Origin of the sequence: Pelagerythrobacter marinus (assembly GCF_034375205.1) — a bacterium.
GTDB lineage: Bacteria > Pseudomonadota > Alphaproteobacteria > Sphingomonadales > Sphingomonadaceae > Pelagerythrobacter > Pelagerythrobacter marinus.
In genome coordinates, this window is sequence record NZ_CP139719.1 from 711,052 (window position 1) to 736,847 (window position 25,796).

23 protein-coding genes and 1 tRNA gene are annotated in these 25,796 nt (G+C 69.4%); 15 read left to right on the plus strand and 9 right to left on the minus strand.

The annotated features are described in order from the left end of the window. Positions 1-93: 93 nt before the first annotated feature. On the plus strand, positions 94-777 hold the full coding sequence (locus T8T98_RS03295) for a spermidine synthase family protein (protein WP_251104058.1): 684 nt from the start codon (positions 94-96) through the stop codon (positions 775-777). A gap of 13 nt (positions 778-790) precedes the next feature. On the opposite strand, the gene T8T98_RS03300 is transcribed toward T8T98_RS03295, so the two are convergent. From T8T98_RS03300 to T8T98_RS03320, 5 genes are all read right to left on the minus strand, one after another. Further along, complete coding sequence (locus T8T98_RS03300; protein WP_251104057.1) at positions 791-1,315, minus strand: DUF1993 domain-containing protein; 525 nt, start codon at positions 1,313-1,315, stop codon at positions 791-793. 69 nt (positions 1,316-1,384) lie between these two features. Next, positions 1,385-2,020 (minus strand): ATP-binding cassette domain-containing protein, encoded by a 636-nt coding sequence (locus T8T98_RS03305; protein ID WP_251104056.1) that lies wholly within the window; start codon positions 2,018-2,020, stop codon positions 1,385-1,387. After that, positions 2,010-2,702 (minus strand): molybdate ABC transporter permease subunit, encoded by a 693-nt coding sequence (modB, locus tag T8T98_RS03310; RefSeq protein WP_251104055.1) that lies wholly within the window; start codon positions 2,700-2,702, stop codon positions 2,010-2,012. Before modB ends, T8T98_RS03305 begins: the two co-directional genes overlap by 11 nt. Positions 2,703-2,705: 3 nt before the next feature. Beyond that, positions 2,706-3,482, minus strand: coding sequence for a molybdate ABC transporter substrate-binding protein (gene modA / locus T8T98_RS03315; protein ID WP_251104054.1), 777 nt, complete (start codon positions 3,480-3,482; stop codon positions 2,706-2,708). 57 nt (positions 3,483-3,539) lie between these two features. Further along, positions 3,540-4,220, minus strand: coding sequence for a GcrA family cell cycle regulator (locus tag T8T98_RS03320; RefSeq protein ID WP_251104053.1), 681 nt, complete (start codon positions 4,218-4,220; stop codon positions 3,540-3,542). Positions 4,221-4,293: 73 nt separating this feature from the next. Here T8T98_RS03320 and T8T98_RS03325 point away from each other — a divergent pair, with 73 nt between their 5' ends. Further along, positions 4,294-5,196 (plus strand): ABC transporter permease, encoded by a 903-nt coding sequence (locus T8T98_RS03325; protein ID WP_251104052.1) that lies wholly within the window; start codon positions 4,294-4,296, stop codon positions 5,194-5,196. A 36-nt stretch (positions 5,197-5,232) separates the two neighbouring features. Here T8T98_RS03325 and hspQ read toward each other — a convergent pair whose 3' ends face one another. Further along, positions 5,233-5,613: a heat shock protein HspQ gene (gene hspQ / locus T8T98_RS03330; protein ID WP_160732194.1), complete on the minus strand. Its 381-nt coding sequence runs from the start codon at positions 5,611-5,613 to the stop codon at positions 5,233-5,235. 161 nt (positions 5,614-5,774) lie between these two features. Here hspQ and T8T98_RS03335 point away from each other — a divergent pair. From T8T98_RS03335 to T8T98_RS03345, 3 genes are all read left to right on the plus strand, one after another. Beyond that, positions 5,775-5,864: transfer RNA gene (locus T8T98_RS03335), tRNA-Ser, on the plus strand. 61 nt (positions 5,865-5,925) lie between these two features. Then, entirely contained in the window at positions 5,926-6,591 is a 666-nt protein-coding gene (locus T8T98_RS03340) for a tyrosine-type recombinase/integrase (protein ID WP_322295805.1), read from the plus strand. Positions 6,592-6,603: 12 nt separating this feature from the next. Beyond that, positions 6,604-7,173, plus strand: coding sequence for a hypothetical protein (locus tag T8T98_RS03345; RefSeq protein ID WP_251104050.1), 570 nt, complete (start codon positions 6,604-6,606; stop codon positions 7,171-7,173). Here T8T98_RS03345 and T8T98_RS03350 read toward each other — a convergent pair. Next, positions 7,170-8,291 carry a glutathione S-transferase family protein gene (locus tag T8T98_RS03350; protein ID WP_251104049.1) on the minus strand — a complete coding sequence of 374 codons (1,122 nt, stop codon included), beginning with the start codon at positions 8,289-8,291 and terminating at the stop codon, positions 7,170-7,172. The two genes, T8T98_RS03345 and T8T98_RS03350, sit on opposite strands and share 4 nt — an antisense overlap. A gap of 271 nt (positions 8,292-8,562) precedes the next feature. Here T8T98_RS03350 and T8T98_RS03355 point away from each other — a divergent pair, with 271 nt between their 5' ends. The 9 genes from T8T98_RS03355 (at position 8,563) to T8T98_RS03395 (ending at position 21,682) form a co-directional block, all read left to right on the plus strand. Beyond that, entirely contained in the window at positions 8,563-9,492 is a 930-nt protein-coding gene (locus T8T98_RS03355) for a helix-turn-helix transcriptional regulator (RefSeq protein ID WP_251104048.1), read from the plus strand. A 181-nt stretch (positions 9,493-9,673) separates the two neighbouring features. Continuing rightward, entirely contained in the window at positions 9,674-10,942 is a 1,269-nt protein-coding gene (locus T8T98_RS03360; protein WP_251104047.1) for a Yip1 family protein, read from the plus strand. Between the two features lie 92 nt (positions 10,943-11,034). Further along, positions 11,035-11,811, plus strand: a complete 777-nt coding sequence (locus tag T8T98_RS03365) for a hypothetical protein (RefSeq protein ID WP_251104046.1) — start codon at positions 11,035-11,037, stop codon at positions 11,809-11,811. Further along, entirely contained in the window at positions 11,808-12,575 is a 768-nt protein-coding gene (locus T8T98_RS03370; protein ID WP_251104045.1) for an SH3 domain-containing protein, read from the plus strand. The genes T8T98_RS03365 and T8T98_RS03370 overlap by 4 nt, the downstream gene beginning before the upstream one ends. A 30-nt stretch (positions 12,576-12,605) precedes the next feature. Beyond that, on the plus strand, positions 12,606-13,199 hold the full coding sequence (locus T8T98_RS03375) for a hypothetical protein (protein WP_251104044.1): 594 nt from the start codon (positions 12,606-12,608) through the stop codon (positions 13,197-13,199). A gap of 48 nt (positions 13,200-13,247) precedes the next feature. Next, positions 13,248-16,988: an Ig-like domain-containing protein gene (locus T8T98_RS03380; RefSeq protein ID WP_251104043.1), complete on the plus strand. Its 3,741-nt coding sequence runs from the start codon at positions 13,248-13,250 to the stop codon at positions 16,986-16,988. A gap of 34 nt (positions 16,989-17,022) precedes the next feature. Continuing rightward, positions 17,023-17,421, plus strand: coding sequence for a hypothetical protein (locus T8T98_RS03385; RefSeq protein ID WP_251104042.1), 399 nt, complete (start codon positions 17,023-17,025; stop codon positions 17,419-17,421). 188 nt (positions 17,422-17,609) lie between these two features. Further along, positions 17,610-19,433, plus strand: coding sequence for a gamma-glutamyltransferase family protein (locus T8T98_RS03390; protein WP_251104041.1), 1,824 nt, complete (start codon positions 17,610-17,612; stop codon positions 19,431-19,433). Between the two features lie 140 nt (positions 19,434-19,573). After that, the gene (locus T8T98_RS03395) at positions 19,574-21,682 is read left to right on the plus strand and encodes a TonB-dependent receptor (protein ID WP_251104040.1); all 2,109 of its coding nucleotides are present in this window, start codon (positions 19,574-19,576) and stop codon (positions 21,680-21,682) included. A gap of 55 nt (positions 21,683-21,737) precedes the next feature. On the opposite strand, the gene T8T98_RS03400 is transcribed toward T8T98_RS03395, so the two are convergent. Then, a complete protein-coding gene (locus T8T98_RS03400; protein WP_251104039.1) occupies positions 21,738-23,255 on the minus strand; it encodes a CpaF family protein in 1,518 nt (505 codons plus the stop codon). Positions 23,256-23,356: 101 nt separating this feature from the next. Further along, positions 23,357-24,655, minus strand: a complete 1,299-nt coding sequence (locus T8T98_RS03405) for an O-antigen ligase family protein (RefSeq protein ID WP_251104038.1) — start codon at positions 24,653-24,655, stop codon at positions 23,357-23,359. Positions 24,656-24,811: 156 nt separating this feature from the next. On the opposite strand from T8T98_RS03405, the gene T8T98_RS03410 reads away from it, so the two are divergent. After that, the gene (locus tag T8T98_RS03410) at positions 24,812-25,720 is read left to right on the plus strand and encodes a DMT family transporter (protein ID WP_251104037.1); all 909 of its coding nucleotides are present in this window, start codon (positions 24,812-24,814) and stop codon (positions 25,718-25,720) included. The last annotated feature ends 76 nt before the right edge of the window (positions 25,721-25,796 follow it).

Here is a 25,796-nt window from a genome sequence, read left to right on the forward strand (position 1 = left end):
TTCCCTGCCTTGGGGACCGGGCGAAGACGGAAAACGAGGAAAGGGGCCGCGAGACGATCGCGGCCCCTTTTCGCCATTCATGGAGACTTGCCCATGTTGCCCCGCGAGACACTTGCCACCGCGCGCATTCCCGGCGGCGACACGCTGACCCTGGTCGGCCACGGGCGCGATTTCGTCATCATGCTCGGCCGCGACGAGCTGATGGGAACGCGCATGCGCTATTCGGAGGAACAGCTCGCCCGCCTGACGCTGGAACAGGTCGCCGCGCCGGCCCCGCGCGTGCTGATCGGCGGCTATGGCATGGGCTTCACCTTCCGCGCCGCGCTCGCCGCGCTGCCCGCCGGCGGGCGCGTCGTCGTCGCGGAAGTCGTGCCGGAGATCCTCGACTGGGCGCGCGGACCCCTGGCGCAGCTGACCGGCGATTGCCTGGACGATCCGCGCGGCGAAGTGGCGATCGCCGACGTCGCGGCCCTGGTGGACGACGCGGTGGACGGTACGACGGCCCGTTACGACGCGATCCTGCTCGATGTGGACAACGGCCCCGACGGCATCGTGCGCGAGGGGAACGAGCGACTCTATACCCGCACCGGAATTGCCCGCCTGCGCGATGCCCTGGCCACGGGCGGGATGCTGGCCGTCTGGTCGGCCGCGCCCGATCACAAGTTCACGCGCCGCCTCAGGGACGCGGGCTTCGCGGTCGAGGAGCGGACCGTCCGCGCGCGGCCCAACAACAAGGGGCCGCGCCACACGATCTGGTTCGCCCGGCGTCCCGGCTGACGGCCCCGGCCGATCAGCCCGCGGCCAGCCGCATCCGGCCGAGGAAGTCGCGCTTGCCCACCTCGACCCCCTTCATCCGCAGGATGTCGTAAGCGGTCGCGGCGTGGAAATAGAAGTTCGGCTGGCTAAAGCTCAGCAGGAAATCCTCCGCTTTGAAATCGAGGGCGAAGTCGCGGATCTCGAACCGCATCGGGCGCCCGATCCATTCCTCCATCTCCGGCTCGCCCACCGCTTCCAGCGCGGCGAGAGCGCCGTCCAGCATGTCGCGCAACCCGTCGAAGCTGTCGGGCGGCGTCGTCATGTCGGGGCTGAACAGGCCCGCGCGCACGCCTTCGATCGCGCCCTTCGTGTGCACGGCGACGCTCTTCACCTGGTAATCGAAGGCGAGCATGTCCTCGATCAGGCGCCCGCCGATCACTTCGCCGTGGCTGCATCCCTTCTCGCCGGACCAGGCCTCCGCCTTGTCGACGAGCCCCCTGGCGGTGCCGAGCATCTGCAGGGCGCTGGGGACGAAGGCGGCGTGAAGCGAAAGCGGCATCGGCTATTCTCCCGTATGGCTGGTCCGGGGCCATGATCTAGTCGCTCCCCGCGCCCCCCGCCACCCATGTCACGCGAGCGGGAGGACCGCGCCGGCCAGCCGCTCCACCTCGCGCTCCTCGTGGCTCACCAGCACGGCCGGCACGGTGATCCGGGCCACGATGCGCTCGATCATCGCCATCGTCCGCTCTGCCCGCGCGGGATCGAGCGACGCCAGCGGCTCGTCGAGCAGGAGGAAGGCCGGGCGCGACAGGATCGCGCGGCCGATCGCGACGCGCCGCGCCTCGCCGCCGGAAAGGGTCGCCGGCCGGCGATCGAGCAGCGGGCCGAGGTCCAGCAGGCGCGCGACTTCCCCGAACCCCGGCCAGTCGGCGGGCAGGGCGGCCGCCCTCCGGCCGCCCGGCACGCCATAGGCCAGGTTGCGCCGCACGGTGAGGTGGGGGAAGAGCCGCATGTCCTGGAAGACATAGCCTGCGCGGCGCCCCTCGGGCGGCAGGTCGATACCGGCCCCGGCGTCGAAGATCGCGCGACCCCCGATCGCGGCGCGCCCGGCCAGCGGCCGCCGCAGCCCGGCCAGGCAGTCGAGCAGCGAGGTCTTCCCCGCGCCGGAAGGGCCGGTGACCGCGAGGATGCGGGCCGGCGTCGCGATCGTCACCTCGCGTTCGCGCTCGCCCGCGCGATAGGTCAGCGCGAGGTCAAACGACATGGGCCTGCCTCCCGGCTGACCGGCGCACGAGCCATTCGCTGGCCATCAGCGCCGCGAGCGAGAGCAGCACCGCGATCAGCGCGAGGCGGGTGACCGCGGCTTCCCCGCCCGGGGTCTGCAACAGGGTATAGATTGCCAGCGGCAGGGTGCGCGTTTCGCCCGGAATGTTCGCGGCAAACGTGATCGTCGCGCCGAATTCCCCCACCGAACGGGCAAAGCCGAGCACGAGCCCGGCGAGGATCCCCGGCAGGCTGAGCGGCAGGGTGATCGTGCGGAAGGCGCGCCAGCGGCTCGCCCCCAAGGTGCGCGCGGCGGCGACCAGGCGGCGGTCCACCGCCTCGATCGACAGGCGCATTGCGCGCACCATCAGCGGCAGGGCCATGACGCCCGCCGCCAGCGCGGCCCCGGTCCAGTGGAAGGCGAGCGAGAGGCCGAAGGCGCGGTCCAGCAGGGCGCCGACCGGCCCGTTGCGCCCGAAGGCCAGCAGCAGCAGCCAGCCGGTGACCACCGGCGGGATGACGAGCGGCAGGTGAACCAGCGCGTCGAGCAGCACCTTGCCGGGGAACCGTCGCCGCGCGAGCAGCCAGGCGAGGGCATAGGCCAGCGGCAGCGTGGCCGCCATCGCCACCAGGCTGACACGCAGCGACAGGCCGATCACCTCCCATTCCGCGGGCGAGAGCATGGCTCAGTCCTCCCTCGGGAGCGGGGCGAAGCCGTGGCGCAGGAACACCTGCCGCGCCGCGGGCGACACCAAATGATCGAGGAATGGCCCGGCATCGGGATGCCCAGCGCGCGCGAGGACAGCGGCCGGATAGCGGATCGGGGGATGGGCGCCGGCCGGCACCCGCGCGGCCGCGCGGACCTTGCGCGAGGCGGCGGCATCGCTGGCATAGACGATCGCCGCGTCGACTTCGCCCCGTTCGGCCAGCGCCAGCGCCGCCCGGACATTGTCGGTTGCGATCGCGCGGGGCGCGGTCGCGGTCCACAGGCCCAGCGTCTCCAGCGCGGCGCGGGCATAGCGGCCGGCGGGCACGGCCTGCGGATCGCCGATCGCGACGCTTCCCTGGCCGAGCGCCCCGGCGACCGACATGCCCCCGGCGCCATCGCGCGCGACGTCGGCGGGTGGCCGCCTGCCCGGATGAACGACGACGAGCGTGTTGGAGGCCAGGTCGCGCGGTTCGTCCGCGCCCAGGTGCCCGCCGCGGCGCAGGTGATCGATCCATGCGCCGTCGGCGAGGACGACGATATCGGCCGGCGCGCCGGCTTCTACCTGGCGGGCGATGGCATGGGACCCGGCATAGGACAGGACGGGCCGCGGATGGCCCGCCGCCGCCCATTGCGCGGCCACTTCGTCGAGCGCGCCTTGCAGGCTGGCCGCGGCGAGCACGACCGGGCCGCGTTCCTGCGGCGGCGCGCAGGCGGCCAGCAGCAAGGCGAGCAGCGAGGCGGCAAGCCGGGCCATCCGCGCCGCGCCCGTCAGCCCGTCACGCGGCGCGCGTCCACGGCCTGCCCGCGAACGTCAGCGGACCCGCGGGCCGCCGAAGGGCAGCGGGGGCGGGGGACGGCGCGCACCCCGGGGCAACTGCGCCTGGTAGGCGCGGCCGCAATGTTCGACGCAATAGGGGAAGCCGGGGTTCACCGGCTCTCCGCAGAAATGGAAATCGGGTTCCCCCGGGTGGCCCATCGGCCAGCGGCAGACCTTGTCGCTGAGATCGAGCAGGCTGGTCTTGTCGGCGATCTCCGGGCTCGGCTTGGCCGGCACCAGGCGGCGCGGCGGGGCCGGCGGGATCGGCGCCTGCTGGTCGCCCGGCCCCTGGCGCAGGAAGCCGCCCGGGCCGACGGAGACGATCTTGGGCAAGTCCGTCCCCGTGTTCGGCAGGGGCTGCGACGCGTTGCCGCCCTGTCCGGCGGGTGCGGCGCGCGGCGCGGGTGCCGGCTTGGGCGCATCGGCCGCCTTGGCGGCCGGGCGCGGCGCGGCGGGGGCCTTCTTCGGCGCAGCCTTGGCGGCAGGCGCCTTGTCGGCTTTCTTCGGTTCGTTGGCTTTCACCGGGGAGGGGCGCGATTTCAGCCCCAGGCGGTGCGCCTTGCCGATCACGGCGTTGCGGCTCACGCCGCCGAGTTCGTCGGCGATCTGGCTGGCAGTGGCGCCGCCTTCCCACATCTTCTTCAGCGTGGCGATCCGTTCGTCGGTCCAGCTCATTCGAATTCCATTCGCAACAAATTCCATGGGGCGCGGCTTGCCAGCGGAAGCCACGAGCACTAGTCGGCCCAAAATGGCCGATCAAGCCCGCACACCCGCCAGTTCGCCCGACGATGGGGGCATTTCCTTCGTGGAGGAAAATGCCGGCGAAGCTCGCCGGTTTCCGCCTCGCGGAGTGCCCGTGTTCGACGGGATCAACCGCATCGGACTGTGGAGCCTCTATATGAAGGAGGTTCGCCGATTTCTCAAGGTCCAGACGCAAACGGTCTGGGCCCCGGCGGTCACCACGCTCCTGTTCCTCGTCATCTTCAGCGTCGCGCTCGGCCGTTCGGGCCGCGAAGTCCTGGGCGTGCCCTTCGCGACCTTCGTCGCGCCGGGCCTGATCGTGATGGGCATGATGCAGAACGCCTTCGCCAATGCCAGCTTCACCCTGCTGGGCGGCAAGATCCAGGGCACGATCATCGATCTGCTCATGCCGCCCCTGTCGGAAGGGGAGCTGATGGCCGGCATCGTCGGCGCGGCCGTGACCCGCGCGGTCATGGTCGGCGGTGCCGTGGCCCTGGCCATGGCGTTCTACCCCGGCGTCAGCCTGGCGGTGGAGCACGCCTGGGCCGTGGTCTGGTTCGGCCTGATGGGGGCGGCGATGCTGGCCCTGATGGGGCTGCTGACCTCGATCTGGGCGGAAAAGTTCGATCACAACGCCGCGATCACCAATTTCGTGGTCGCGCCGCTCGCCCTGCTTTCGGGCACGTTCTACGTGATCGACAATCTCGCGCCCGTATTCCAGGCGATCAGCCGCGCCAACCCGTTCTTCTACGTGATTTCGGGCTTTCGCTACGGCTTCTTGGGGGAAAGCGACATCGGCAACAGCGACGCGGCCATCGTGCAGAGCGCGATCGGCCTCGGCCTGCTCAACCTCGCGCTGGCCTATTTCTGCTACCGCGTGCTGCGCTCGGGCTGGAAGCTGAAGGACTGACCGCGCCGGTTTCGCCCGCGCGGTCGGGCCCGCCGATCAGTGCGTCAGCGAACGCCGCATCTTGTAGCGGCCGTTGCGGAAATCCTCGAACAGTTCGGTGACGTTCGGATGGTCCACCGGGCCGCCCTGCGCGTCGGGCAGCAGGTTCTGCTGGCTGACATAGGCGACGTAGGACGAATCCTCGTTCTCGGCGAGGAGGTGATAGAACGGCTGGTCGCGCCGCGGCCGGATATCCTCGGGGATGGCCTCGTACCATTCCTCGCTGTTGGAAAAGACCGGGTCGACATCGAACACGACGCCGCGGAAATCGAACATGCGGTGGCGCACGACGTCGCCGATGCCGAAACGGGCACGGGCATGTCGCGGCATTTCGATAAAACGGCCCGCCTGGGCGGAAAAGAACTGCGAACGTTCCATTGCGCCGGGAAATATAGGATTTCGCTTCGGCGAAACAAGCATGCCCGGCGCGCCATCCCCCGCCATCTTCCAACTTGGGGCTTGGCAAGCCATGGCCGCTCCGCTAACCGGCGCGCTCCCGACGCGGCCGGAGGCCCTGCCTCCACAGCGCATTCTCGTGCGGAGAGGTGCCGGAGTGGTCGAACGGGGCGGTCTCGAAAACCGTTGTGCCCTTACGGGTACCGAGGGTTCGAATCCCTCCCTCTCCGCCACCGCGCCTTTTCCTCGCGATCCGGTGATTTCCAGAAAAGTCTAGGAGTTTCCTGGGCTTGCTTGCCGAGATCGTCCCGCACCGACGAGACGCCGATGCGGGCGATCGCCAAGGGATTGCCGCGCCAGCCGAAGAAGGAAGGGCATTTTGCGGCCATGCCCTACTCGCGGGTGCCGGCGTTCGTACCGCGCCTTCGCGAGCGCGAGAGCTACAGCCGGCTGGCGCTGGAGTTCGCGATCCTGACCGCGGCGCGCTCGGGCGAGGTGCGCCATGCCGAGTTCGACGAATTCGACTTGTCAGCCGGTCTCTGGACGATCCCTGCGCAGAAGATGAAGGCCGGCCGCGAACATGTCGTGCCGCTATGCGCGAGGGCCGCGCGGATCATCAAGCGCTGCGCGGAGCTGCGCATCCGCAACTGTCCGCTGGTCTTTCCCGGGATGCACGGTTTCAAGCCGATGTCGGACATGACGCTGACCAAGCTCCTGCGCGAGATGAAGGAGCCTTACACGGTGCACGGCTTCCGATCGGCCTTTCGCGACTGGGTGAGCGAGGAGCGTTCGACCCAGTCAGCCGGCGATCTTTCGGTCGACAAGGCTGTGTGCCAAGCCGATTACCGAGTTCGCATCAAGGCTCATGCGTCCGAGGCGGGGCATTCGCCATTGCGCATTCGTCGTGGCTTTCCTCAAACCCGAAACCATGCATCTCTGAGAAACACGACGATCCGCTGAGCCAGGCTGGAATTGAAAAAACCGATCGCTATTGCTGAGCAGAACGATGCCATCGCCCTGGTCGGCGTGGAGATGCACATAGGCGCGAAAGTCGCCGTTGTTGCCGGAGTGATAGTAGCGCACGCCGCGATCCGTCCTTTTTACAGGGAAGCCCAGGCTACGATGCAGCTCACCTTCTTCTGCCGGCAGCGACGTCTGGATTGCGAGCATTTCAGTGGCCGCGGGGCTACCGGCGGCATGCTCTTCGATGAGGAAGCGAACAAACCGGGCATAGTCGAGCGCGGATATGTTGAGGCTGTAGGCCGCGCCAAAGTTATCATCGTGGGCCTCATTGTCGGTGGGCCGATTTCCGCGATGCCCAAACGCCTTTTGTTCCGGAACGCTGTCGTGCCACGTGTACCCCATGAAGCTTGCGCCGATACGATCGCGAAGTTCGGCGTCGAGAAGGCCCTGGAGCCCATCGTCGTCGCCATGGAGAAGGTGCTTCATCACGCGTGCAAGGCTGGAAGCCGCGATCGCGTTCTAGACTTGGCCGAGGTCGATCCTCGGTTCGCCGCTATCTGCGCAACGTCCCCGTCCTAGAGCTTCCTGCCCCATACTTCGAGGTGCTGGTTGCGTTCCACGCGGATCGGACGGTGAAGGTCAAGCAGCGGGGCGAGGCCTGCGTTATCCAGCCACTCGCGCGTAGCTGCCGCCGACGGGGGCTCGAGCTGTTCGAAAGCATCGGTGACCCGCTGCCACAGGTAGAGCACGTAAGGCTGCACGCCGCTTTCGAACGCGATCCCGCGAAACACGGTTGCGACCGAACCGATGATGCGCCGGTGCGGCCTCTCGGTGACCGGCGCACCCTCTTGCGGGTCGGCGTCGGCGACGAACTGGCGCAGCATGGCCAGCTTGTCGGCAAGTTCGGGAAACAGTTCGGACGCCATGTGGCGGTATACCGGCTCGAGCGTCTCGGGAATCGCGTCCCCGGCGAGGTAGGTCGCCGCGTAGTCCCCGAATTCCGGAATATCCGGGTCCGGCGCATTCATCCGTTCAACCCAGCGATAGACCTTCGGCGCACGTCGCTTCATCAGGTCCGCGGGAACCGGGTCGCGGCCAAGGTGCGCGAACAGCGGGCCCAGCAGTCCGTAATCACCCAGCGAGGGCGCTCCCCCGAACAGGTAGGGGTGCTGGGCGAAATGCGCCTCCAGCAGGTCGAGCAGTTCGAGGTAGGAAGCCTCGATCGCAGGGACGGTAGCCGGGGTGACGCCCAACATCGGCAGATAGGACTGCATGCGAGCCATCACCTTGGCTGCCTGGTCCGCCCCCGATCCTGCCGTGAAGGCATCCTGCAGGAAACGGTCCTGCCGGTCGGCATGGCTCCAGCGGTAATGCATGGCATGGCGGGTGAGGCCGACCACGGCATACAGCTCCGCCACGTGCGCCAGGATCCGCTGTCGCGGCCCGGGGGGATAGGCACTGATCCTGGCGCCGGCCCGTTCGAAATGGTCCAGGATATCGACGGTGTCTTGCACGATGGTGCCGTCGGGAAGTTCGACGACGGGTATGATTCCGCGACCGATCTTCGGGACGATCTCGGCTCGAAACCGGCTATCCGCGGCACGCTCGACATAGGGGATGCCCTGTTTGCGAAGGTATGCCCGCGTCTTGCCCGTGTAGAGCGAATGCGGCGCGCCGTAGAGGGTGACCGGTTGCATTTGTTCCCCTGTCGATACGGGTGCCCGGGGCCCCGATGGGCGTGCCCGGCCGTGGATGCCGGGCCTATGACGGCGGCTGCGGAGCGTCAACTGCCGGAGCGATACGCCTCGCCTGCGGTCGGCCACCATGGCGACGGGGCGGGCGGCTGCCGGGCGCGTTGGCTTTTCCCATCGGCGCCGATGTCGTGTAGACGGGGCGGAGTCGTTGAAACGGGGAACGCGAGGGGTTTCGATGCAAGGGGCAGCAATCGGGCAAGGGGCCGCCTGGAACATGGCGGATTTTCTGCTGGAATTGTACCATGACGCCGCCGAATATTCGCCCAGCGAGCTGAGGATACGCGTTCTCAGGCGCCTGCAGGACATCGTGCCGTTCGACTTCGCCGTCTGGGGCGGGGGGCAGGCCGAGGGGCGCCTCGTCAACGATCTTTCGGTTCTCGACCAGAGCCATGCCATCCTGGGCGAGTGGGAGGCGGTCGCGCACCAGGACGGTTTCTGCGATCTCACGCTCGAAAAGCTCGGGACCACGGCCCGCTTCGACGACGTCCCCGGCTATCGCGAAAGCCTCGCCTATAACGAGCATTGGCGCAGGTTCGATGCCTCGCACATGATGGCGACGATCGTGGCCGAGCGGTCCGACGGCTATGTCAGTTTCGTCGGTCTGTGCGCCGACGATCGCCCGCGCGCCTTTTCCGACGCGGAGCGCGGCCTCAAGCAGGTCCTGATGCCGCATTTCTCCCAGGCGCTACGCATCAGTCGCGACCTGGGGCAGGCGCGCGGCGACCTGCCCTGCGAGGCGATGGGCCTCGTCGATCCCGATGGCGCGGTGATCTCGGTCGAAGGGCCGTTTGTCGAACTGGCGATGCAGGAATGGGGGCCGGGGAGCGGGGGGCTGCCGGCCGACGTGGTCCAGGCGCTGCACCGGGAGGGCCGGTGGGGCGGGGTGGCGCTGCAGGCGAAGATGGTCCCCTTCGGGCGCAATTACTTCGTCCACCTGGTCGCGACCCCCGCGCTCGAGCGCCTGTCCCCGCGCGAGCGGGAAGTCGCCCGGCTCTTCGGCTCGGGCCTGACGCACAAGGCGGTGGCCCGCCGGCTGGGATCGTCGCCTTCGACGGTCCGCAACCAGCTTGCGCGCGTCTACGAGAAGCTCGGCGTTTCGAACAAGACCGAGCTTGCAGCGCTCGTCGGCCGCGACAATCGCTGAGCGTCGCCGCCCGGCATAGGGCATCTGCACTATTTCCGCCGCGACCCGCGGCGACCTATTCCGCCCCCCGGAACCTCGCGGCCCGGATCGGGGCGCGGGGGCATTTGCCCGGCGCCGGGCATTCGCGCGCACGACGGCGCGCGGCACCGGCGATCGGGCGCGATGCGAATGGGGAAACGCGATGACGAAGACCAATGCCGGAGACGACGGGACGATGCCGCCCGCGACCGGTCCGATGGGTGCCGGCGACCGATCGGTGGAGGCCTGGGCAAGCGCCGAAGGCCGTGCAAAGCTGGCGGCGCGGGTCAGGAACATCCTGGCCGCGCCGGGCACCGAGTGGCAACGGATTGCCGGGGAACCGGATGGCGTGGGCGCGGTCTTCACCCGCTACGTCGTGCCGCTCGCGGCCGTCCCGGCGCTTGCGGCGATGATCGGCTCCCTCCTGTTCGGCATTTCCGTGCTGGGGATGACCTATCGTCCCACCTTCGGCGCGGCGCTTTCTTCCGCGCTGGTGCAATATGTTCTGACGCTGGCCGGCCTCTTCGTCTTCGCCTGGGTGGTCAACCTGCTGGCGCCCCGGTTCGGCGGCACGGCCCACTGGACCAGGGCGTTCAAGGTCGTGGCCTATGCGGCCACCGCGGCCTGGGTCGTCGGCATTGTCCACCTCGTCCCGATGCTGTCGTTCCTCGCGATCCTGGGGCTCTACAGCCTCTACCTGCTCTACCGCGGCCTGCCGGTGCTGATGGACGTGCCGCGCGAGAAGGCGCTCGTCTTCACCGCGGTGCTGGTCGCGGCCATGATCGTGGTCGGGCTGGTCCTCGGCGCGCTGGCGAACGTCGTGCGCCCGGTACCCGACCCGTCGGTCACCCCCGATCCCGGGCTGGGCGGGCTGATCGAGATGCTCGAGGACAATGGCGGCGCGGCGGGCGCCGGCCTCGACCCGCAGGGCGCAGGCGGCTCGATCGCCGAGAGCGCCGAAGCCGCGCTGAAGAGCCCGGTGGCCTCGGCATCGGGCGCGCTTTCGGCCGAGTCGCTGGCCGCGATCCTGCCCAAGACCCTCGCCGGTCTGCCCCTGGCCGAGATCGAGCACGCCTCGCTCGGTGCCGGGCTCGGCTCCTCGGCCGAGGCGCGCTACGGCAGCGGCGACGCCACGGCCCGGCTGGACCTGGTGGACGTGGCGCCGATGGGCGGGATTTCCGCGGTCACGGCCAGCCTCAACGTCCAGCGCGATCGCCAGACCGCGACCGGTTACGAACGGCTGGGCAAGGTCAACGGCCGCATGACCGGCGAGAAATGGGACAGCGCGACGCGGCGCAGCGAATACAACGTGCTGGTGGCCGACCGGGTCATGGTCTCGGCCGAAGGCCGCGGGGTCCACATCGACGATCTCAAGCAGGCGGTCGAGAGCCTCGACCTCGACGCGATCGAGGCGGCCGTCGAGCAGCAATAGCACGCCGGCCCTTTTCCGTTCCGGGGCGAGCGATCGCGACGTCGCACCCCGGCGCGGCGAGGCCGGCCGGACTTTCCAGGGAGTACGACGCCATGCGCCTATCCATCCGTCTGCTTGCGCCCATCGCGGTGGCGGCGATCGCCACGCCCGCGCAAGCGCAGTTTTTCGACCGTCTCCTCGATCGCGCCGAGCGTGCCGTCGAAGGGGAGATCGAGGGCAAAGTGGACCGCGAGGCGCGCAAGGTCACCCGTTGCGCGCTCGGCGATGCGACGTGCATCAAGGCGGCCCGGAGCAGGGGGGAAGAACCGGAAATCGTGCGCCGCGAGAGCGGGCCGAAGGCCTACCCCGGCATCGGCGGCGATCGCGAGATCCGCTTCCCGATGGGCGAGCGGTCGTTTGCCGACGCGGTGGTGACCTACCGGCCGGGCGATCGCCGCGGGCTCTCGCGCGCGGTGCAGGGCCAGGGCAATGTCCTGGGCGCACCCGATGGCGCGGGCGGCGCCCCGTGCGCGGCGCGCGGGGATTGCCCTGTCGTCGCGCTGGCGCCCGGGGGCGAGATGGTCGTGCGCTTCACCGACAATGTCCTCACCGGCAGCGGCGACGATGCGAGCGATCTGTGGATCTTCACCGGCGACGCGCATTCGCGCCTGTCGGTCGAAGTCGGCGTCGATGGAAAGACGTGGGAGCCGGTCGGCAGCGTTCACGGGCCGCGGGGGGGCGTCGATATCGACGCGGCGGGCTTCGGCCCCTACGCCGCCTTTTCCCATGTCCGGCTGAAGAACCTGCCGGGCGATGGGATAAGTGCGCGCCCGGCCGTCGCGACCATCGACGCCGTCGGCGCGATCAGCACGCGGGAACTGGGGCAATGACCGCGCGCGGGTGGCTGTTGCGGCTGGCCGCGACGGGGCTGGCATGCGCCCCTTTCCCGGCGAACGCCGAAATCGACGGGCACGGGCCCGATGCCTGGCGCGTGACCGGTGTCGCGGCGGACGACGTACTCAATGCGCGCGTCGGGCCGGGAACCGGCTATCCGGTGATCGACAGCTTCGCGCACGATGCGCGCGACCTGCGCCAGGTGACCTGCGTGCCGCTGCTGATCGCCGGGGTGCAGGAGAAACTGACCCGGGCCCAGCGCGAGGAACTGCCGCCCAGCTGGTGCCTGATGCGTTCGGCGGACCTGTCGAAGGCCGGCTGGGTTCGCCAGCGCTACCTCGTGCCCGACGGCCCGGACGCGGCCGCCCCGGCGCCGGTCGGTGACGCGATGATCGCCGAGGCGGTGAACCTCGTGCGCCGCCTCTACGCCAGCGGCGGCCCCGGTGCCGCCGCCGCCAGTCATCCCCTCGATCCCCGCAATGCGCCGGCCTATTTCGCCGCCGATGTCGTGGCCGCGATGCGTTCGCGCCCGCTCCAGGCCGATCCGCTGTTCGGCGCGCAGGATTTCGACGGCAGCTATGGCGAACCGACCGCGGACGCGGACCAGCCGATGTTTCGCGGAATGGTCACCGTGAACGTGGAGATCGTCAACTTCGGCCGGCGCCACACCGCGGTGTTCCGGCTGCGCGCCGATCCCGCGCAGCCCGGCGCGCCCTTGCGCATCTTCCGCATCGAACACGATGGCTGGTCCTTTCCCTGATCCCGCCGGCCATACCAAGGAGCTTCTCTCATGACTTTGCCTTTGAAACTCTCCGCCCCCGTTCTTTGTGCGATCGCGCTGGGCATGGTTGCCGCCTGCTCGCCCGGATCGGAGCCGGGGGATGAGCCTGCGGCGGACAGCGAAGGCGCCGCGGCCCGGCAGCCGGGGATCGGCGAACTCAAGGCCACGATCGGCGACGTGGCCTATCGCGGGGAAACGGTGGACAGCGCGGCCCACGGGTCCTCCACGGCCGAGTTTCGCGACCTGGGCGCGGTGAAGAGCGTGAAGATCCAGGCGCACGACCCCGCGGCGGACGGGTTCATGCACAACGTGCTCGCCGTCGAGTTCACGCTGGCCGGCAGCGATTCCTCCGCGCCGGTTACCGGGGCCACGATCTCCTACTGGCCGGGCGGCACGGACGGGCCGTTCTATCACAGCGAGGGGAGCGCGTCGGCGCCGCAGGTCGTGCTCGACGCGGTGTCGTTCGAGCAAGGCGCCGCCTCGGCCAGCGGCCGTTACTCCGCCAACCTTTGCCGGAAAGCCGATTTCTTCTCGGAGCCGGACAGGAACGATTGCGTCGCCGTCGAGGGGACGTTCGACACAGCGCTGCGCGAAAGCGCTTGATCGCGGCGCCTGCCGGGCCGACCGAACGAGAATGATGGAGAGCGATTGATGCCGGGATTGCACAGACACGGCCTCGCGGCCCTGGTGCTGGCCTGCGGGCTGCTGTTCCAGTTGTTCGCAGCCGCTTCGCCGGCCCAGGCGCAGGCGCGCGATCCCAATTCGCCTTACCGCGACAGCTACGACGTGCGCTTCGGCGACCGCCTCGTCGGGTCGTGGTCGGGCCGGGTGTCCGGCAGCTCGGTTTCGCAAGCGGACGGCGAGATGGCGGGCCAGGCCGTCTTCGTTCGCAGGGGCTATCGCGACAGCAGCTATTTCGGGATCGTCCTGCACGATCACCGCCACCGGACCGGCGACACCTTCTCGGAAATACACATCGGGACGATCCCCTGCGGCCCTTCGGGACGGCGGATAGACGCGGTTCACGGGCTGGAGGCGAGGGAGGCCCGCGCGCGGTTCGCCACCGTGTCGTTCGACAACCGGCTGGCCGCGACAGGTCGCCCCGACATGCGGGTATTCCCCGTCTACGGGGCGGAAGCGGCGAACCCTGCGACGATCGTCACGCAGTGGACGCAGGACAGCTTCACGCTGCACCTTTCGGGCAGGTTCGTTTCGGTCGTCACCCCGGTGGCGGGCCAGACCTTCGATTACGAGCGGCAGCGCGAAGGCAGGCTGGAAGAACTGCACCTGGAGGCGACTTTCACTCTCGAGCGAACGCCGGCGACCGAGGATCTCTTCGATCTCACGCTGTGCGAAGAGAAGGAGTTTCTCCAGGTCGTCGAGACCGTGCCCGAAAGCGGGCGCGAGAACGTGGTTCTCGAAGGCGCGGACTTCTACATCGAGTTCGACGCCCCGATCGAAACGACGACCCTCGATGAAACCACGGTCTTCATGACCACCCGCAACGCGGGCGGGGGGCCGATCTTCGTTGCCACCGACCTTGCCCTCGTCGCGCCCGACCGGGTGCGGGTCAGGCCGGTCGAGCCGCTACTGAGCGGGACGGTCTACGACATCGAGGTCATGTCGGGGGAAGAGGGCCTTCGCGGGCTGGAGGAGGAAATGCTCGCCGGCGATTACCGGATGTCCATCTCCACCCTGGTCGAACCCGACGAGCTGCGGCTCGAGATCCACCAGGTTTCCCGCGACGCGCCCCTGATAAAGGACAAGCCCGCCGCCGGACGGATCTTCGTCGAATGGGAGGAACGCGACGACATCGATCCCGCCTGGCAGGTGCTGAACTATCCTGTCGTGGCCGAGATCACCGATCTCGACGACAACACCGTCTTTCCCGAAATTGCCGAACGGGCGCGCCGTCCGGACCTGATTTCGGACGAAGAACGCCGGCTGGGAAAGCACGCCCTGAACCTGTTCGACTGGACGCCGACCTCGGGCTCGCTGCCGATGCACTTCACCGCCAAGGTCAAGCCGGCAAACCCCTATCCGGAAACCGCCGATCCCGAACCGGCGAAAGTGGATCACACCATGCAGTACGCTGCCGAACACAGCGACCTCCTCGTGTTCGACTATTACCTCGCCGAACATGCCGAGTGGTCGCAAGGCGCCGACGATCGAACCCGCCACTACGCGCTGTTGGCCGCGCAGCAGCAGCAGACGTACATGAACCAGGTTTTTCCGATCGCTCGCGTGGTGGGGCGTTTTCAGGGAAGCTACAATATCGCGCGCACCATCTGTGAACTACCCAGGATCTTCGACAGGGAACTGTGCGACGAGAATGCGGGCGACATGATGGCGCTGTTCAGACTGTTTCACGAGCATGTCTCCGCGCGATCGGTCGCTCATGTCATCGTCTCCTACCATCCCCCCAGTCTCGGAGGGGCCGGGAAAACCTATGCGCCGTTCGATCAGCCTTCGACGCTGATCGCCAGGCCGGGTGAGACGGCCAAGGCCCATCTGCCCGCGCCTGACCTGGCAGCACTCCGATTGGCGAACCGGGAGAACCGGAACATGATCGTCATGAGCAGCGGCCCGCTGCCCGATGGGGTCGTCCCGGGAATCGTCACCGCCCCGCTGATCGAGCATGAGTTCGGCCATGTCTTCGCGCTTCCGCACACGCCCTATGTGGAAGGCCGCGAGCACCGGGCGGAAGTGTGCGACGCCTACCGGGACAGGAAAGCGCCGGGGATCGACGGCATGCGCATCGCGCTCGACGGTACGACCGGCTGGCAGAAATCCTCCGAATATGGCAATGCGCAGTCGCGCACCCCGATGCGCAACCTGATGTTCCCCTGCGCCTACGATCACCGGAGGGAATACTGGATCGATGGCGACCAGTACGATTGGCTGGTGAAGCGCGTGCCGGCGATCCTGCGCAACGCCGGCGCGCATACCGGTTCGCTATCGGCGCTCGGCGGAAATCCGCTTGCCCAAGGCCGCGGCTCTGCCGACGGTATCGCCACCAGCGTGACATTCGACGGCGCGGACGGCGATCGGCGCTTTATCCTGGTCTCCGGCCTCAGCGACGGCACGAAGGCGCAGTTCCTCCCCACGGTCGGCGTGCCCGGGCCGCGCGACCCGCTGTCGGGCGACGGACCGTTCGAACTGCGCGTGGAGGATGCCGCCGGTTCCGTGCTGGCGCGGGCCAAGGTCGGCCCACCGACATCGGACGAGCCCGTCTGGCCTTTCGCGGTCACCCTGGCGCTGTCGGGCGAACCGGCCCGGATCGCGCTTGTCAACGGGGCCGAGGTCATCGGCGAGCTGCGCGCATCGGGCCAGCTGGACAGCCCGAGCGTGACGTCCCACGCCCCCGGTTCCAGCTACCGCGCGGGCGAAGCTCTCGAGTGGACGGCCGGGGCGGGCCCGGCGGAGGCCACGACATATTCCGTCCGCTATTCGCCCGATGGCAGGGAGTGGTCCACGCTCGCGCACTTCCTTTCGGATACCCGCTACACCCCCGATCCGCTCACGCTGAGCCCTGGCCCGCGCGCTGCCTTCGCGATCGTCGCCCACGACGGGGTGGCGGAACGCACGACGATGCTGCCGGTGCAGCTGAGCGTTCCGCTCGAACCGCTTGCCAGCTGGCCGTCGGGCGAGACGGGGGCGGGCGCGTTCGACAGCCCTGCCGGCGCGGCCTTCAACGTCGCGCTCGATCCCGCCTCGCTCGATGCCGTGCGGCTCGAGATGGACGGCACGGCCGTCGCAGCGAAAGTCTCGCTCAGCCCCTCGGGCACGATCGTCTCGGTCAGGCCGCGCAACCCGGTCGCGGGCCGGGCATATGCGGCGGTGGTCGGGACCGGGCTGCGCGCGAAGGACGGACGGCACCTGGCGGAGGAGCTGCGGCTGGAATTCGTCCTCGATGCCGTGGCCGGGCAGGAAGAACCTTCGCCCTGGATGCCCGATCGCCCCGCGCTGGGGGCCGGCTCCACGGCTGGCGACCGCCCGGAAACGCAGCCGTCGCGGCGCGCCGAGCCCGCCCGCGAGATCACCGTCACCGCACAAGGGGAGATCACGCTGGAGGTCGGCACCAATCCGACCGTTCCCGCCACGATCACGCGCTGCGATTTCGACCGCGGCGGCGGCCTGGCGGGCCTGGGCGTGGTCTTCGAGACCAACCCGGGCAGCCGGCTGGAGATCGATATGCGCCGCGCCGGCGGGACGATCTCCGCCACGCTGTCGCGCAGCGACGGCTACGACGTCAGCAACCGGGGCGGGCCGGCGGATGGCTGGGCCATGGACCTCGGGGCCGACGGACAGCTCACGGCCCGCGGGAAAGTGGGCGTCGGCGGCGATACCGCCGGCTTCCGCCTCGCCGGCGAGTGCCCGGCCCAGCCGTAGCCGGCCTTCCCACCAGGCCAGCAGGAGAACCCCCATGCTTACCACTGTCCTTACCCTTGCCCTGACGCTTGCCTCGACCACCGCGCCCGAAGCCGGCACCGCGCAGCTGACCTTCGGCGGCGAGACGACGGTTCATCCGATCGCCGACTGCGCGATGACGCCGACCGACGGCGTACCCGCGCGCCTCCTGATCGAGGAGGTGGGCCTCACGCTCGTCCTCGCCCGGGCCGATCACGTGCAGACCATCAGCGTGATCCGCGACAATACCAACTGGTCCGCCACCCGGATGAACATCGGCGGCCAATGGACCGATCGCGGCCGTCCCGCCGGGCCGATCGTGCAGGAATGGGGCCCGCTCATTCGCGCCGAAGCCGTGCTCGCCGGCTCAGGAGAAGGCGCGGAGCGGCAGGTCTCGCTGGTCGCCCGCTGCTGATCCGCGATCACGCGCGGGCGGTTTTTCCGCCTGCGCGAATGCACGTCGCCTGCTCTTCGCGCGGACCGGACGGCCGGGCAGGCCCCGATAGCAGCCCGGCCGCCCCCGGTCTTTTTTGGCCTGTCCCCCTTTCGTCGGCGGGCGGGGTGGCCTAGCGCTCTTGCGATTGCGGAGAAGGGAGCGCGTTCATGCGGTTGATTTCATTGATGGGTGCCTGCGTCCTGGCGGCTTGTCCGGTGGCGGCGGAGGACGCGGCCAATGTCGCCGACACGACGGCCGCGGCGACGCAGGGGATCGGGCCGGGCGCGCGGCCGGTGGGGGCGGACTGGAGCCGCAGCCCGGTCGTCGCGCGCGAGGGGATGGCGGCCACCGCGCATCCGCTGGCGACGCAGGTCGCGCTCGATATTCTCAAGGCCGGGGGCAGCGCGGTCGACGCTGCGATCGCGGCCAATGCCGCGCTCGGCCTGATGGAGCCGACCGGCAACGGGATCGGCGGCGACCTGTTCGCGATCGTCTACGACCCCGCGACCGGGCGCCTGCACGGCATCAACGGCTCGGGCCGTTCGCCGGCGGGCCAGACGCTGGAGCAGCTGAGGGCCCGGCTGGGCGAAGGGGCGACGTCGATCCCGCCGGTCGGCCCCCTGCCGGTGACCGTTCCCGGCACCGTCGACGCCTGGTTCGCGCTGCATGATCGGTTCGGCAAGCTGCCGATGGCCGACAACCTAGCGCCCGCGATCCGTTACGCGCGCGAAGGGCACCCGGTCGCGCCGGTCATCGCGATGTACCTGGCCCGCGCGCTGAGGAGCTACGAGGCGCGGCAGGAAGAGCACCCGTTCGATTTCGCCAATGCCCGGGCGACCTGGTTCGCCGACGGCCCGCCCGCGCCGGGCGAGATCTTCCGCAACCCCGACCTGGCCGACACGCTGGAGCGTATTGCCGCGGGCGGGCGCGACGAGTTCTACGAGGGCGAGACCGCGCGCATCATGGTCGATTACCTGCGCCGGCAGGGCAGCGCGTTCACCCTGGCCGACTTTGCCGCGCACGAGAGCGAATGGGTCGATGTCGCCTGCGTCGCCTACCGCGACGGGTACGAGCTGTGCGAATTGCCGCCGAACTCGCAAGGCTATGCCGCGCTGCAGATGGTCAACATCCTCAAGAACGTGGACCTGGCGCAGTGGGAACGCGGTTCGGCACAAGTGTTGCACTACATCACCGAGGCCAAGCGGCTCGCTTTCGCCGATGTCGCGCGCTTCTACGCCGATCCCGATTTCGCGGCGGCGCCGGCCGAGCTGCTGAGCGAGGAGTACGGGCGGGCGCGGTTCGCGCTGATCGATCCCGAACGGGCCACGCCGGCCTTTGCCGCGGGCGACCTGGTCGCTCCGCAGCTGGAGGGGCCGGGAGACACGACCTACCTGACCGTGGCGGACAGGGACGGGATGATGGTCAGCCTGATCCAGTCGAACTATCGCGGGATGGGCGGCGGGCTCGTCGCCGACGGGCTGGGCTTCATGTTCCAGGACCGCGGCGAGCTGTTCAGCCTCGATCCGGAACATCCCAATGCCTATGCCCCGGCAAAAAGGCCGTTCCACACGATCATCCCCGCCTTCGTGAAGAAGGACGGCAAGCCTTTCATGAGCTTCGGCCTGATGGGCGGCGGGATGCAGCCGCAGGGGCACGTCCAGGTCCTGGTCAACCTGGTCGATTTCGGGATGAACCTGCAGGAAGCCGGCGACGCGGCGCGCCTGATGCACGACGGCGGCCGGCAGCCGACCGACGCGCTGGCCGGCAGCGCCGCCCACAGCATGGCGGTGGACGACCTGGGCACGCTGTTCGTGGAACCGGGAATCCCCGCCGCCACGGTCGAGGCGCTGCGGGCCATGGGCCACAAGGTCGAGATCGAACGGACCGGGATTCCCTTCGGCGGGTACCAGGCGATCGCGCGCGATCCGGAAAGCGGCGTTTACACCGGCGCGACCGAGATGCGGAAGGACGGGCAGGCCAGCGGATACTGAGGGCGCAGCTGGCCGGCGTGGAAGCGAAAGCCGCGCACGCCGGAAAAGCGGCATATCGCGCTTGCCATTGATAAGCATTCGCATTAGCGGGACGGCGATGGCCGCATCCGGCCTGTCGTCGATGCCGAAGCGAGGTTCCCATGTCCCAGTCCAAGGCGAGCCTTCTCGCCGCCGCCGCGATCGTCCTTCCCTCCGCCGCCGCTGCCCAGTCCACGCCGCAGCCCGATGCCGCGCAGGCCGGCGATACCCGGCAGGACGCAGCCGCCGCAGCCGCCGCACCCGCCGAGGGCGCGCCTGCCGCGGCCCCGATCGTCGTGGTCGGCAGGCTGACCGATTCGGCGATCACCCGCGACGATGTCCAGCTGACCCAGGCCAACGATCTCGCCGACCTGTTCCGCAGCACCCCCTCGGTCTCGGTCGGGGGCGCGATCGGCATAGCGCAGAAGATCTACGTTCGCGGGCTCGAGGATTCGCAGCTCAACGTCTCGATCGACGGCGCGCAGGTCCAGGGGACGCTGTTCCACCACGTCGGGCGCGTGTCGATCGAACCGGAACTGCTCGAGCGGGTCGAGGTGCAGACCGGCGCGGGCGAGGCCACCGCGGGCTTCGGCGCGATCGGCGGGGCGATCCGCTTCCGCACGCGCGATGCCGCCGACCTGCTGGAGCCGGGGCGCGACGTGGGCGCGATCGTCAAGGCCGGCTGGTTCTCCAACGATGGCTACAAGCTTTCGGGTACGGCCTTCGGGCGGCTGGCCGGCGACGTCGGGATCGTCGCCGCCTACGTCCACCAGGACCGTGATCCCTATCGCGACGGCCATGGCGAGCGGGTTCCGGGCAGCGGGGCGGAGCAGAACGTCGCCTTCGTCAAGCTGGGCGGCGATGTCGGCGGCGGCCATGGCTTCTCTTTCAGCTATGAGCAGCGGGAGGAAGAGGGCGAGTTCGGCGCGCGGCCCAACTGGCCGGTGATGGAAGGCGACGACCTGTTCCCGGCCGAGGCGAGCCGGCGAACGGTGATCGGCAATTACCGCTTCGACGATGGCGGCCCGGTGGGGCTGGAACTGGTGGGTTACTGGACCCGGGCCGAATTCGAGCTCGACCGGTTCGACCGCTGGGGCCTCTACGGTGCGGAGATCGAGAACTGGGGCGGCGACCTGCGGATCGGCGCCGCGGTGGGCGCGCACGACATCGTCGGCGGGGTCGCATATCGCAACGATTCGGTCGCGAGCGCCTACCTCGCCGAGCCGGCGACCTGGCAGCCCTGGGCCTGGGACCCGGACATCGGCCGCTTCGGCGAAAGCGGCGAACTGGTCGGCGTCTATGTCCAGGACCGCTGGCAGGTGGCCGATCCGCTGCTCCTGAGCTTCGGGGCCCGTTACGACTACTACACGCTCGACATCGAGACTTACGGCGAGGGTACGAGCAGCAGCGGCGTCTCGTTCAATGTCGGCGCCGATCTGGAGATCCTGCCCGGGCTGACCGCCAATGCCGGCTATGCCGAGGCCTTCCGCGGCAAGGAGATCGGCGATGCCTTCACCCTCGAACATCGCCCGGGCCGCGCGATCCTCCAGCCCGGCCTGCAGCCGGAGACGGTCGGCAATCTCGAGGTCGGTCTCGCCTACGATCGCGGCGGCTTCCATGCCTCTGCCGCCTATTACGCGATGGAGATCGAGGACGTCGTCTTCGATCAGCTCTATCGCGGGCCGTTCCCGCAGGACGGCGTCTATTTCGAGAACGTCGGCACGTTCCGTTCGGAAGGGTTCGAGCTGCGAGCCGGCTATCGCCGCGGGGCGTTCGGGATCAGCGGGTTCTACAACCACTACGATCCGGAGCTGAACGGTCGCCCGGTCAACGGCTACGAACACCTGGCGCTCGGCAATACGCTGGGCGACCAGTGGAACGTCAGCGCGACGTTCGATCCTTCGCCCGCGCTGGGTTTCGAAGCGAGCCTGACCCGGTTCGAGCGGGTCGAGGATCTCGAGGTCCTGTTCCGCGACGTCGAGCTGGGATACGTGCCCGCGACCGAGTTCATCGACAAGCCGGGCTATACCACGCTGGACCTTTTCGCCCGCTGGCAGCCGCTGGGCAGCGACCGTTTCGAGCTGCTGGCCGCGGTCTACAACCTGTTCGACGAGGCCTATATCGCCCACGCCAGCGTGGCCGATTACAGCGCGATCCCCGATTACGGCATCGTTTCGGGCGTGCGCGAGCCCGGGCGCAATTTCCGCCTCGGCGCCGCGTTCCGGTTCTGATCGGGGGCAGGCCCCGCCGCGCCGCCTTGCCGGCGGGCGCGGGGCCGGCAGGGGGTCAGAGGCAGGCCTCGAGATAGGCCTGGTCGAAACCGAACTGGCGCGCCTTTTCCAGCGTATAGGGGCGCAGGCCCGAACTGCGGAACTCGCCCAGGATCTTGCCGTCCTCGGTTTCGTCCATGTATTCGAACTTGAACAGTTCCTGGGTGACGATCACGTCGCCTTCCATCCCGATCACCTCGGTGATGTTGGTCGTCCGGCGCGAGCCATCGCGCAGGCGCTTGACCTGGACGATCAGGTCCACGCTTTCCGCGATCTGGCGGCTGATGGCCTCCTTCGGGATCTTGATGTCGCCCATCATGATCATGTTTTCCATGCGGCCCAGGCATTCGCGCGGGCTGTTGGCGTGAAGCGTGCACATTGAACCGTCGTGGCCGGTGTTCATGGCCGCGAGCAGGTCGAAACATTCCGCGCCGCGGATCTCGCCCAGGATGATCCGGTCGGGGCGCATACGCAGCGCGTTCTTGACCAGGTCGCCGATCGTGATCGCGCCCTGGCCTTCCAGGTTCGGCGGGCGCGTTTCCAGCGGCAGCCAGTGCGGCTGCTGCAGGCGAAGCTCGGCCGCGTCCTCGATCGTCAGCACGCGTTCGCCCGGGTCGATCATCTTCGACAGCGCGTTCAGCATCGTCGTCTTGCCCGAACCGGTACCGCCGGAAATGACGACGTTCATCCGGCACGCGCCCGCGATCTTCAGCGCGGTGCACATCTTGTCGGACATCGAGCCGAATTCCTTGAGCATGTCGAGGGTGATCGGCTTCTCGGAGAACTTGCGGATCGAGATCGCGGTGCCGCGCAGGCTCAGCGGCGGGACGATCACGTTGACGCGGCTGCCGTCCTTCAGGCGGGCGTCGGCCAGCGGCGTGGTCTGGTCGACGCGGCGGCCGACCTGGTTCACGATCCGCTGCGCGATCTGGAACAGGTGCTGTTCGTCGCGGAACTTGATCGGCGCGACGACCAGCTTGCCCTTCTTCTCGATGTAGGTCTGGTCCGGGCCGTTGACCATGATGTCGGAGACATCGGGATCGTTCAGCAGCTCCTCCAGCGGGCCGAAGCCGAGCAGCTCGTCGATCAGCACCTTTTCCAGCGCGAACTGTTCGCGGCGGTTCAGCGTGACCTTGAGCTCGGCCAGCACTTCCATGATGATCGGGCGGAACTCTTCGGAAAGCTCGTCCTTGGTCAGGGTCGCCGCCGCCTCGGGATCGACCCGTTCGAGCAGCCGCGGCAGGACCTGTTCCTTGATCTTGTGGACGCTCGCCTCGAAGCCGCCGATCTCGGCCTGTTCGTGGATCGCGTTGGCGCGATCCGCCAGGCGCGTCATCGCGTCGGCCTTGTTCGGGGCTGCCGGTTCGCTGGGGGCAGGGGCTTCCTCGCCCGGCAGGGGCGGGAACTGTTCGCCGCCGGGAGGCGGGGCGGGGCGCGCCGCCTCGCCGCCTTTCATGGGCCGGGCCACGCCGAACGACGGGCGGCTGCCGGGCGCCATTCCGCCTGGACCGTTCTTCCTGCCGAATGCGCTCATTGCGTGACCCCTTGGTTTCAAATCATCCGAAAGAGCCGCCGGCGCATGGTGACGATGGCCCCTCTCAACGTGGTGAATAATTGGGAAAGTTAATTATTTTGCTAAGGCGCCGCCCCCGTGCGGTGCCCTTCGGGTCGCCCCGTGTTGAGCAGGGCCAGGCACGTCACCACGATCATGACCGGGTAGGCGTGATAGAGCGCCCCTTCGAGCATCGCGATCGCGACCAGCCCGGTCAGCGCGACGGCCGCGGCCCGTTCGCCGTCGCCGGCCCGCCGCGCCAAGCGCAGCAGGTTCAGGCCCGTGCCCCACAGCATCAGCGCGAGCGCGCCCGTGCCGGCCACTCCCCATTGGTAGAGGAACTGGAGAAGGGCGTTGTGCGGGTGGTTGATCGCGCCCATCCCCGCTTCGACTTGCGCGCGGAACTGGCCCTCGCCATGGCCGAGCAGGGGCCGTTCGACGATCGCGGCCCAGGTCTCGCGCCAGATAGCCGTGCGGCCCGACGTGTAATGGTAGATCCCGTCGCCCGAGAGCCCGCGGCTGAGGATGCGGTCGAGCCCCCATGCCTCGTGCGGGACGAGCAGGTACGAGGCCGGCACCGCGACGGCGAGCGCGGCCAGCACGCGCACGGCCAACCCGCGGCGTTGCCCTTTCGGCAGGAGGACGGCGACGACGGCCATGGCCAGCAGGCCCGCCGCCAGGGCGACGCGGCTGCCGCTGACGATCGTGAGCCAGAAGCCGAAGGCCCCGCCCACCGTCGCCAGCGCCGCACCGCGGCCGCGCGCCCCGCACGACAGGGCGAGGGCGATCGCGGCCAGCGGCACGCCGTAGAAGCCGAGCTGGCGGATATTGGTAATGCCGATGCCGACCCCGACCCAGTTGAAGCCGGGGTTGCCGAACTCGGCCGCGACGATCGCGGTGAAGACCGCGCCGTAGAGCGCGGCGCCCGCGCAGGCGGCGAGCAGGAAGGACTTGCGCCGGTGCGCCCAGGCAGAGCCGAGCATGGCCCACAGCGCGAGGCCGAACAGGGCATGGACCACGCTTGTCAGCATCAGGGGCAGCGCGGCACCGGGCCGCGCCGCGATAGCGAGATTGGCCAGCGCGATCGCGACGAGCCAGCCCGCCGCGCCCGCGCGGGTGGCGGGCGCCAGCCGGGCGAGGGCGGCGCGCATGTCGAAGCCGTCGGCGATTGCCAGCGCGATCACCGCCAGTTCGGCAGCCACGATCGGGACGGCGTAGAACAGGATCGCCGGGTGGCTGTCCAGCGCCAGCCAGCCGCCGAGCGCGAACAGCGGCGCCGCCAGCGCGACTGTCGCCAGCGCGCCGCACAGCGGCCAGCGCGCGCTGGCCTGCGGGCTAGTCTCGGCAGGGGCGGCGCGATCTGCCGCCGCGGCGATGGACATGAAGAACGCCTTCCCGGTCGCGTGAACTCGCCCCGGGCCTAGGGGGCAAGTTTTAACTTGCGGTAAACCATCGACACCGGCGACGATGCAGGCCTGCCGCTGCCGCGACGGACCCTTGGCCGCGGCGCGGGCCAGCCAGGGTGGGATTGCCGCCAGATGCGACAGGCCGAACGCACGGGCATCGTTTGCGCGCTTGCCGGCTTCACCATGCTCTCGCTCGGCGACGCGGTGGTCAAGACGATGGCGGGCATGTGGTCGCCGGTGGCGGTGGCGGCCCTGCGGCTGGCATTCGGGGCCGCCGGCCTCTCGCTGATCCTCCTGCTCGGCCAGGGGCCGCGCGCCTTCCGGCCATCGCACCCGTGGCTCCAGGTCGCGCGGGGCGCATGCCTGGCGGGGGTGACCTTGTGCTTCTTCTCCGCCGTCTTCGTCCTCCCGCTGGCCGAGACGATGGCGCTGACTTTCGTCGCGCCGATCTTCACCGCGCTGCTCGCCGGGCCGCTGCTTGGGGAGCGGGTCCGGCCGGTGGTCTGGGTCGCCTCGCTGATCGCGCTCGGCGGCGTGCTGCTGGTCCTGCGGCCCAACCTCGCCGAAGTCGGGGCCGTGGCCCTCCTGCCGCTGGGTGCCGCCGCGTTCTTCAGCCTGATGGTGATCGCCAATCGCGCGTCCTCCGGGCAGGGCAGCATCCTGTCGATGCAGGTCTTCATCGTTTCGGTCGCGGCACCGATCCTGGCGCTGGCCGCGCTCGGCGGACACGCCGCGGGGATCGAGGCGCTGCGGATCGGGCCGCCGCACTGGAGCGTGATCGCGCGCTGCGCGCTGGTGGCGGTAACGGCCAGCATCGCCCACTGGCTCATCTACCTGGGCACGACGCGCGCCGGCGCCTCGACGGTCGCGCCGATGACCTATGTCCAGATGATCGTCGCCTCGGCCCTGGGCTGGCTCGTCTTCGGCGACGTGCCCGATGCCGCGACGATTGCCGGGGCCGCCGTGATCATCGGCGCGGGCCTGTTGCTCTGGTGGCGCACCCCGCCGGGCGTGCAGCCACCGGCCCGCCAAGCGGATTGACGCGCGCGCCTTTTCCCGCGAGCAGGCGGCAAACCGCTTCGGGCGCTCCGCCCGCCAACCACAACCCGGGGTAACC

Bases quoted from the DNA above. Each gene is read 5' to 3' on its own strand.
- T8T98_RS03295 (WP_251104058.1), top strand. From the start codon at position 94: ATGTTGCCCCGCGAGACACTTGCCACCGCGCGCATTCCCGGCGGCGAC.
- T8T98_RS03300 (WP_251104057.1), bottom strand. From the start codon at position 1,315: ATGCCGCTTTCGCTTCACGCCGCCTTCGTCCCCAGCGCCCTGCAGATG.
- T8T98_RS03305 (WP_251104056.1), bottom strand. From the start codon at position 2,020: ATGTCGTTTGACCTCGCGCTGACCTATCGCGCGGGCGAGCGCGAACGC.
- modB (WP_251104055.1), bottom strand. From the start codon at position 2,702: ATGCTCTCGCCCGCGGAATGGGAGGTGATCGGCCTGTCGCTGCGTGTC.
- modA (WP_251104054.1), bottom strand. From the start codon at position 3,482: ATGGCCCGGCTTGCCGCCTCGCTGCTCGCCTTGCTGCTGGCCGCCTGC.
- T8T98_RS03320 (WP_251104053.1), bottom strand. From the start codon at position 4,220: ATGAGCTGGACCGACGAACGGATCGCCACGCTGAAGAAGATGTGGGAA.
- T8T98_RS03325 (WP_251104052.1), top strand. From the start codon at position 4,294: ATGGCCGATCAAGCCCGCACACCCGCCAGTTCGCCCGACGATGGGGGC.
- hspQ (WP_160732194.1), bottom strand. From the start codon at position 5,613: ATGGAACGTTCGCAGTTCTTTTCCGCCCAGGCGGGCCGTTTTATCGAA.
- T8T98_RS03350 (WP_251104049.1), bottom strand. From the start codon at position 8,291: ATGCAACCGGTCACCCTCTACGGCGCGCCGCATTCGCTCTACACGGGC.
- T8T98_RS03355 (WP_251104048.1), top strand. From the start codon at position 8,563: ATGGCGGATTTTCTGCTGGAATTGTACCATGACGCCGCCGAATATTCG.
- T8T98_RS03360 (WP_251104047.1), top strand. From the start codon at position 9,674: ATGACGAAGACCAATGCCGGAGACGACGGGACGATGCCGCCCGCGACC.
- T8T98_RS03365 (WP_251104046.1), top strand. From the start codon at position 11,035: ATGCGCCTATCCATCCGTCTGCTTGCGCCCATCGCGGTGGCGGCGATC.
- T8T98_RS03370 (WP_251104045.1), top strand. From the start codon at position 11,808: ATGACCGCGCGCGGGTGGCTGTTGCGGCTGGCCGCGACGGGGCTGGCA.
- T8T98_RS03375 (WP_251104044.1), top strand. From the start codon at position 12,606: ATGACTTTGCCTTTGAAACTCTCCGCCCCCGTTCTTTGTGCGATCGCG.
- T8T98_RS03380 (WP_251104043.1), top strand. From the start codon at position 13,248: ATGCCGGGATTGCACAGACACGGCCTCGCGGCCCTGGTGCTGGCCTGC.
- T8T98_RS03385 (WP_251104042.1), top strand. From the start codon at position 17,023: ATGCTTACCACTGTCCTTACCCTTGCCCTGACGCTTGCCTCGACCACC.
- T8T98_RS03390 (WP_251104041.1), top strand. From the start codon at position 17,610: ATGCGGTTGATTTCATTGATGGGTGCCTGCGTCCTGGCGGCTTGTCCG.
- T8T98_RS03395 (WP_251104040.1), top strand. From the start codon at position 19,574: ATGTCCCAGTCCAAGGCGAGCCTTCTCGCCGCCGCCGCGATCGTCCTT.
- T8T98_RS03400 (WP_251104039.1), bottom strand. From the start codon at position 23,255: ATGAGCGCATTCGGCAGGAAGAACGGTCCAGGCGGAATGGCGCCCGGC.
- T8T98_RS03405 (WP_251104038.1), bottom strand. From the start codon at position 24,655: ATGTCCATCGCCGCGGCGGCAGATCGCGCCGCCCCTGCCGAGACTAGC.
- T8T98_RS03410 (WP_251104037.1), top strand. From the start codon at position 24,812: ATGCGACAGGCCGAACGCACGGGCATCGTTTGCGCGCTTGCCGGCTTC.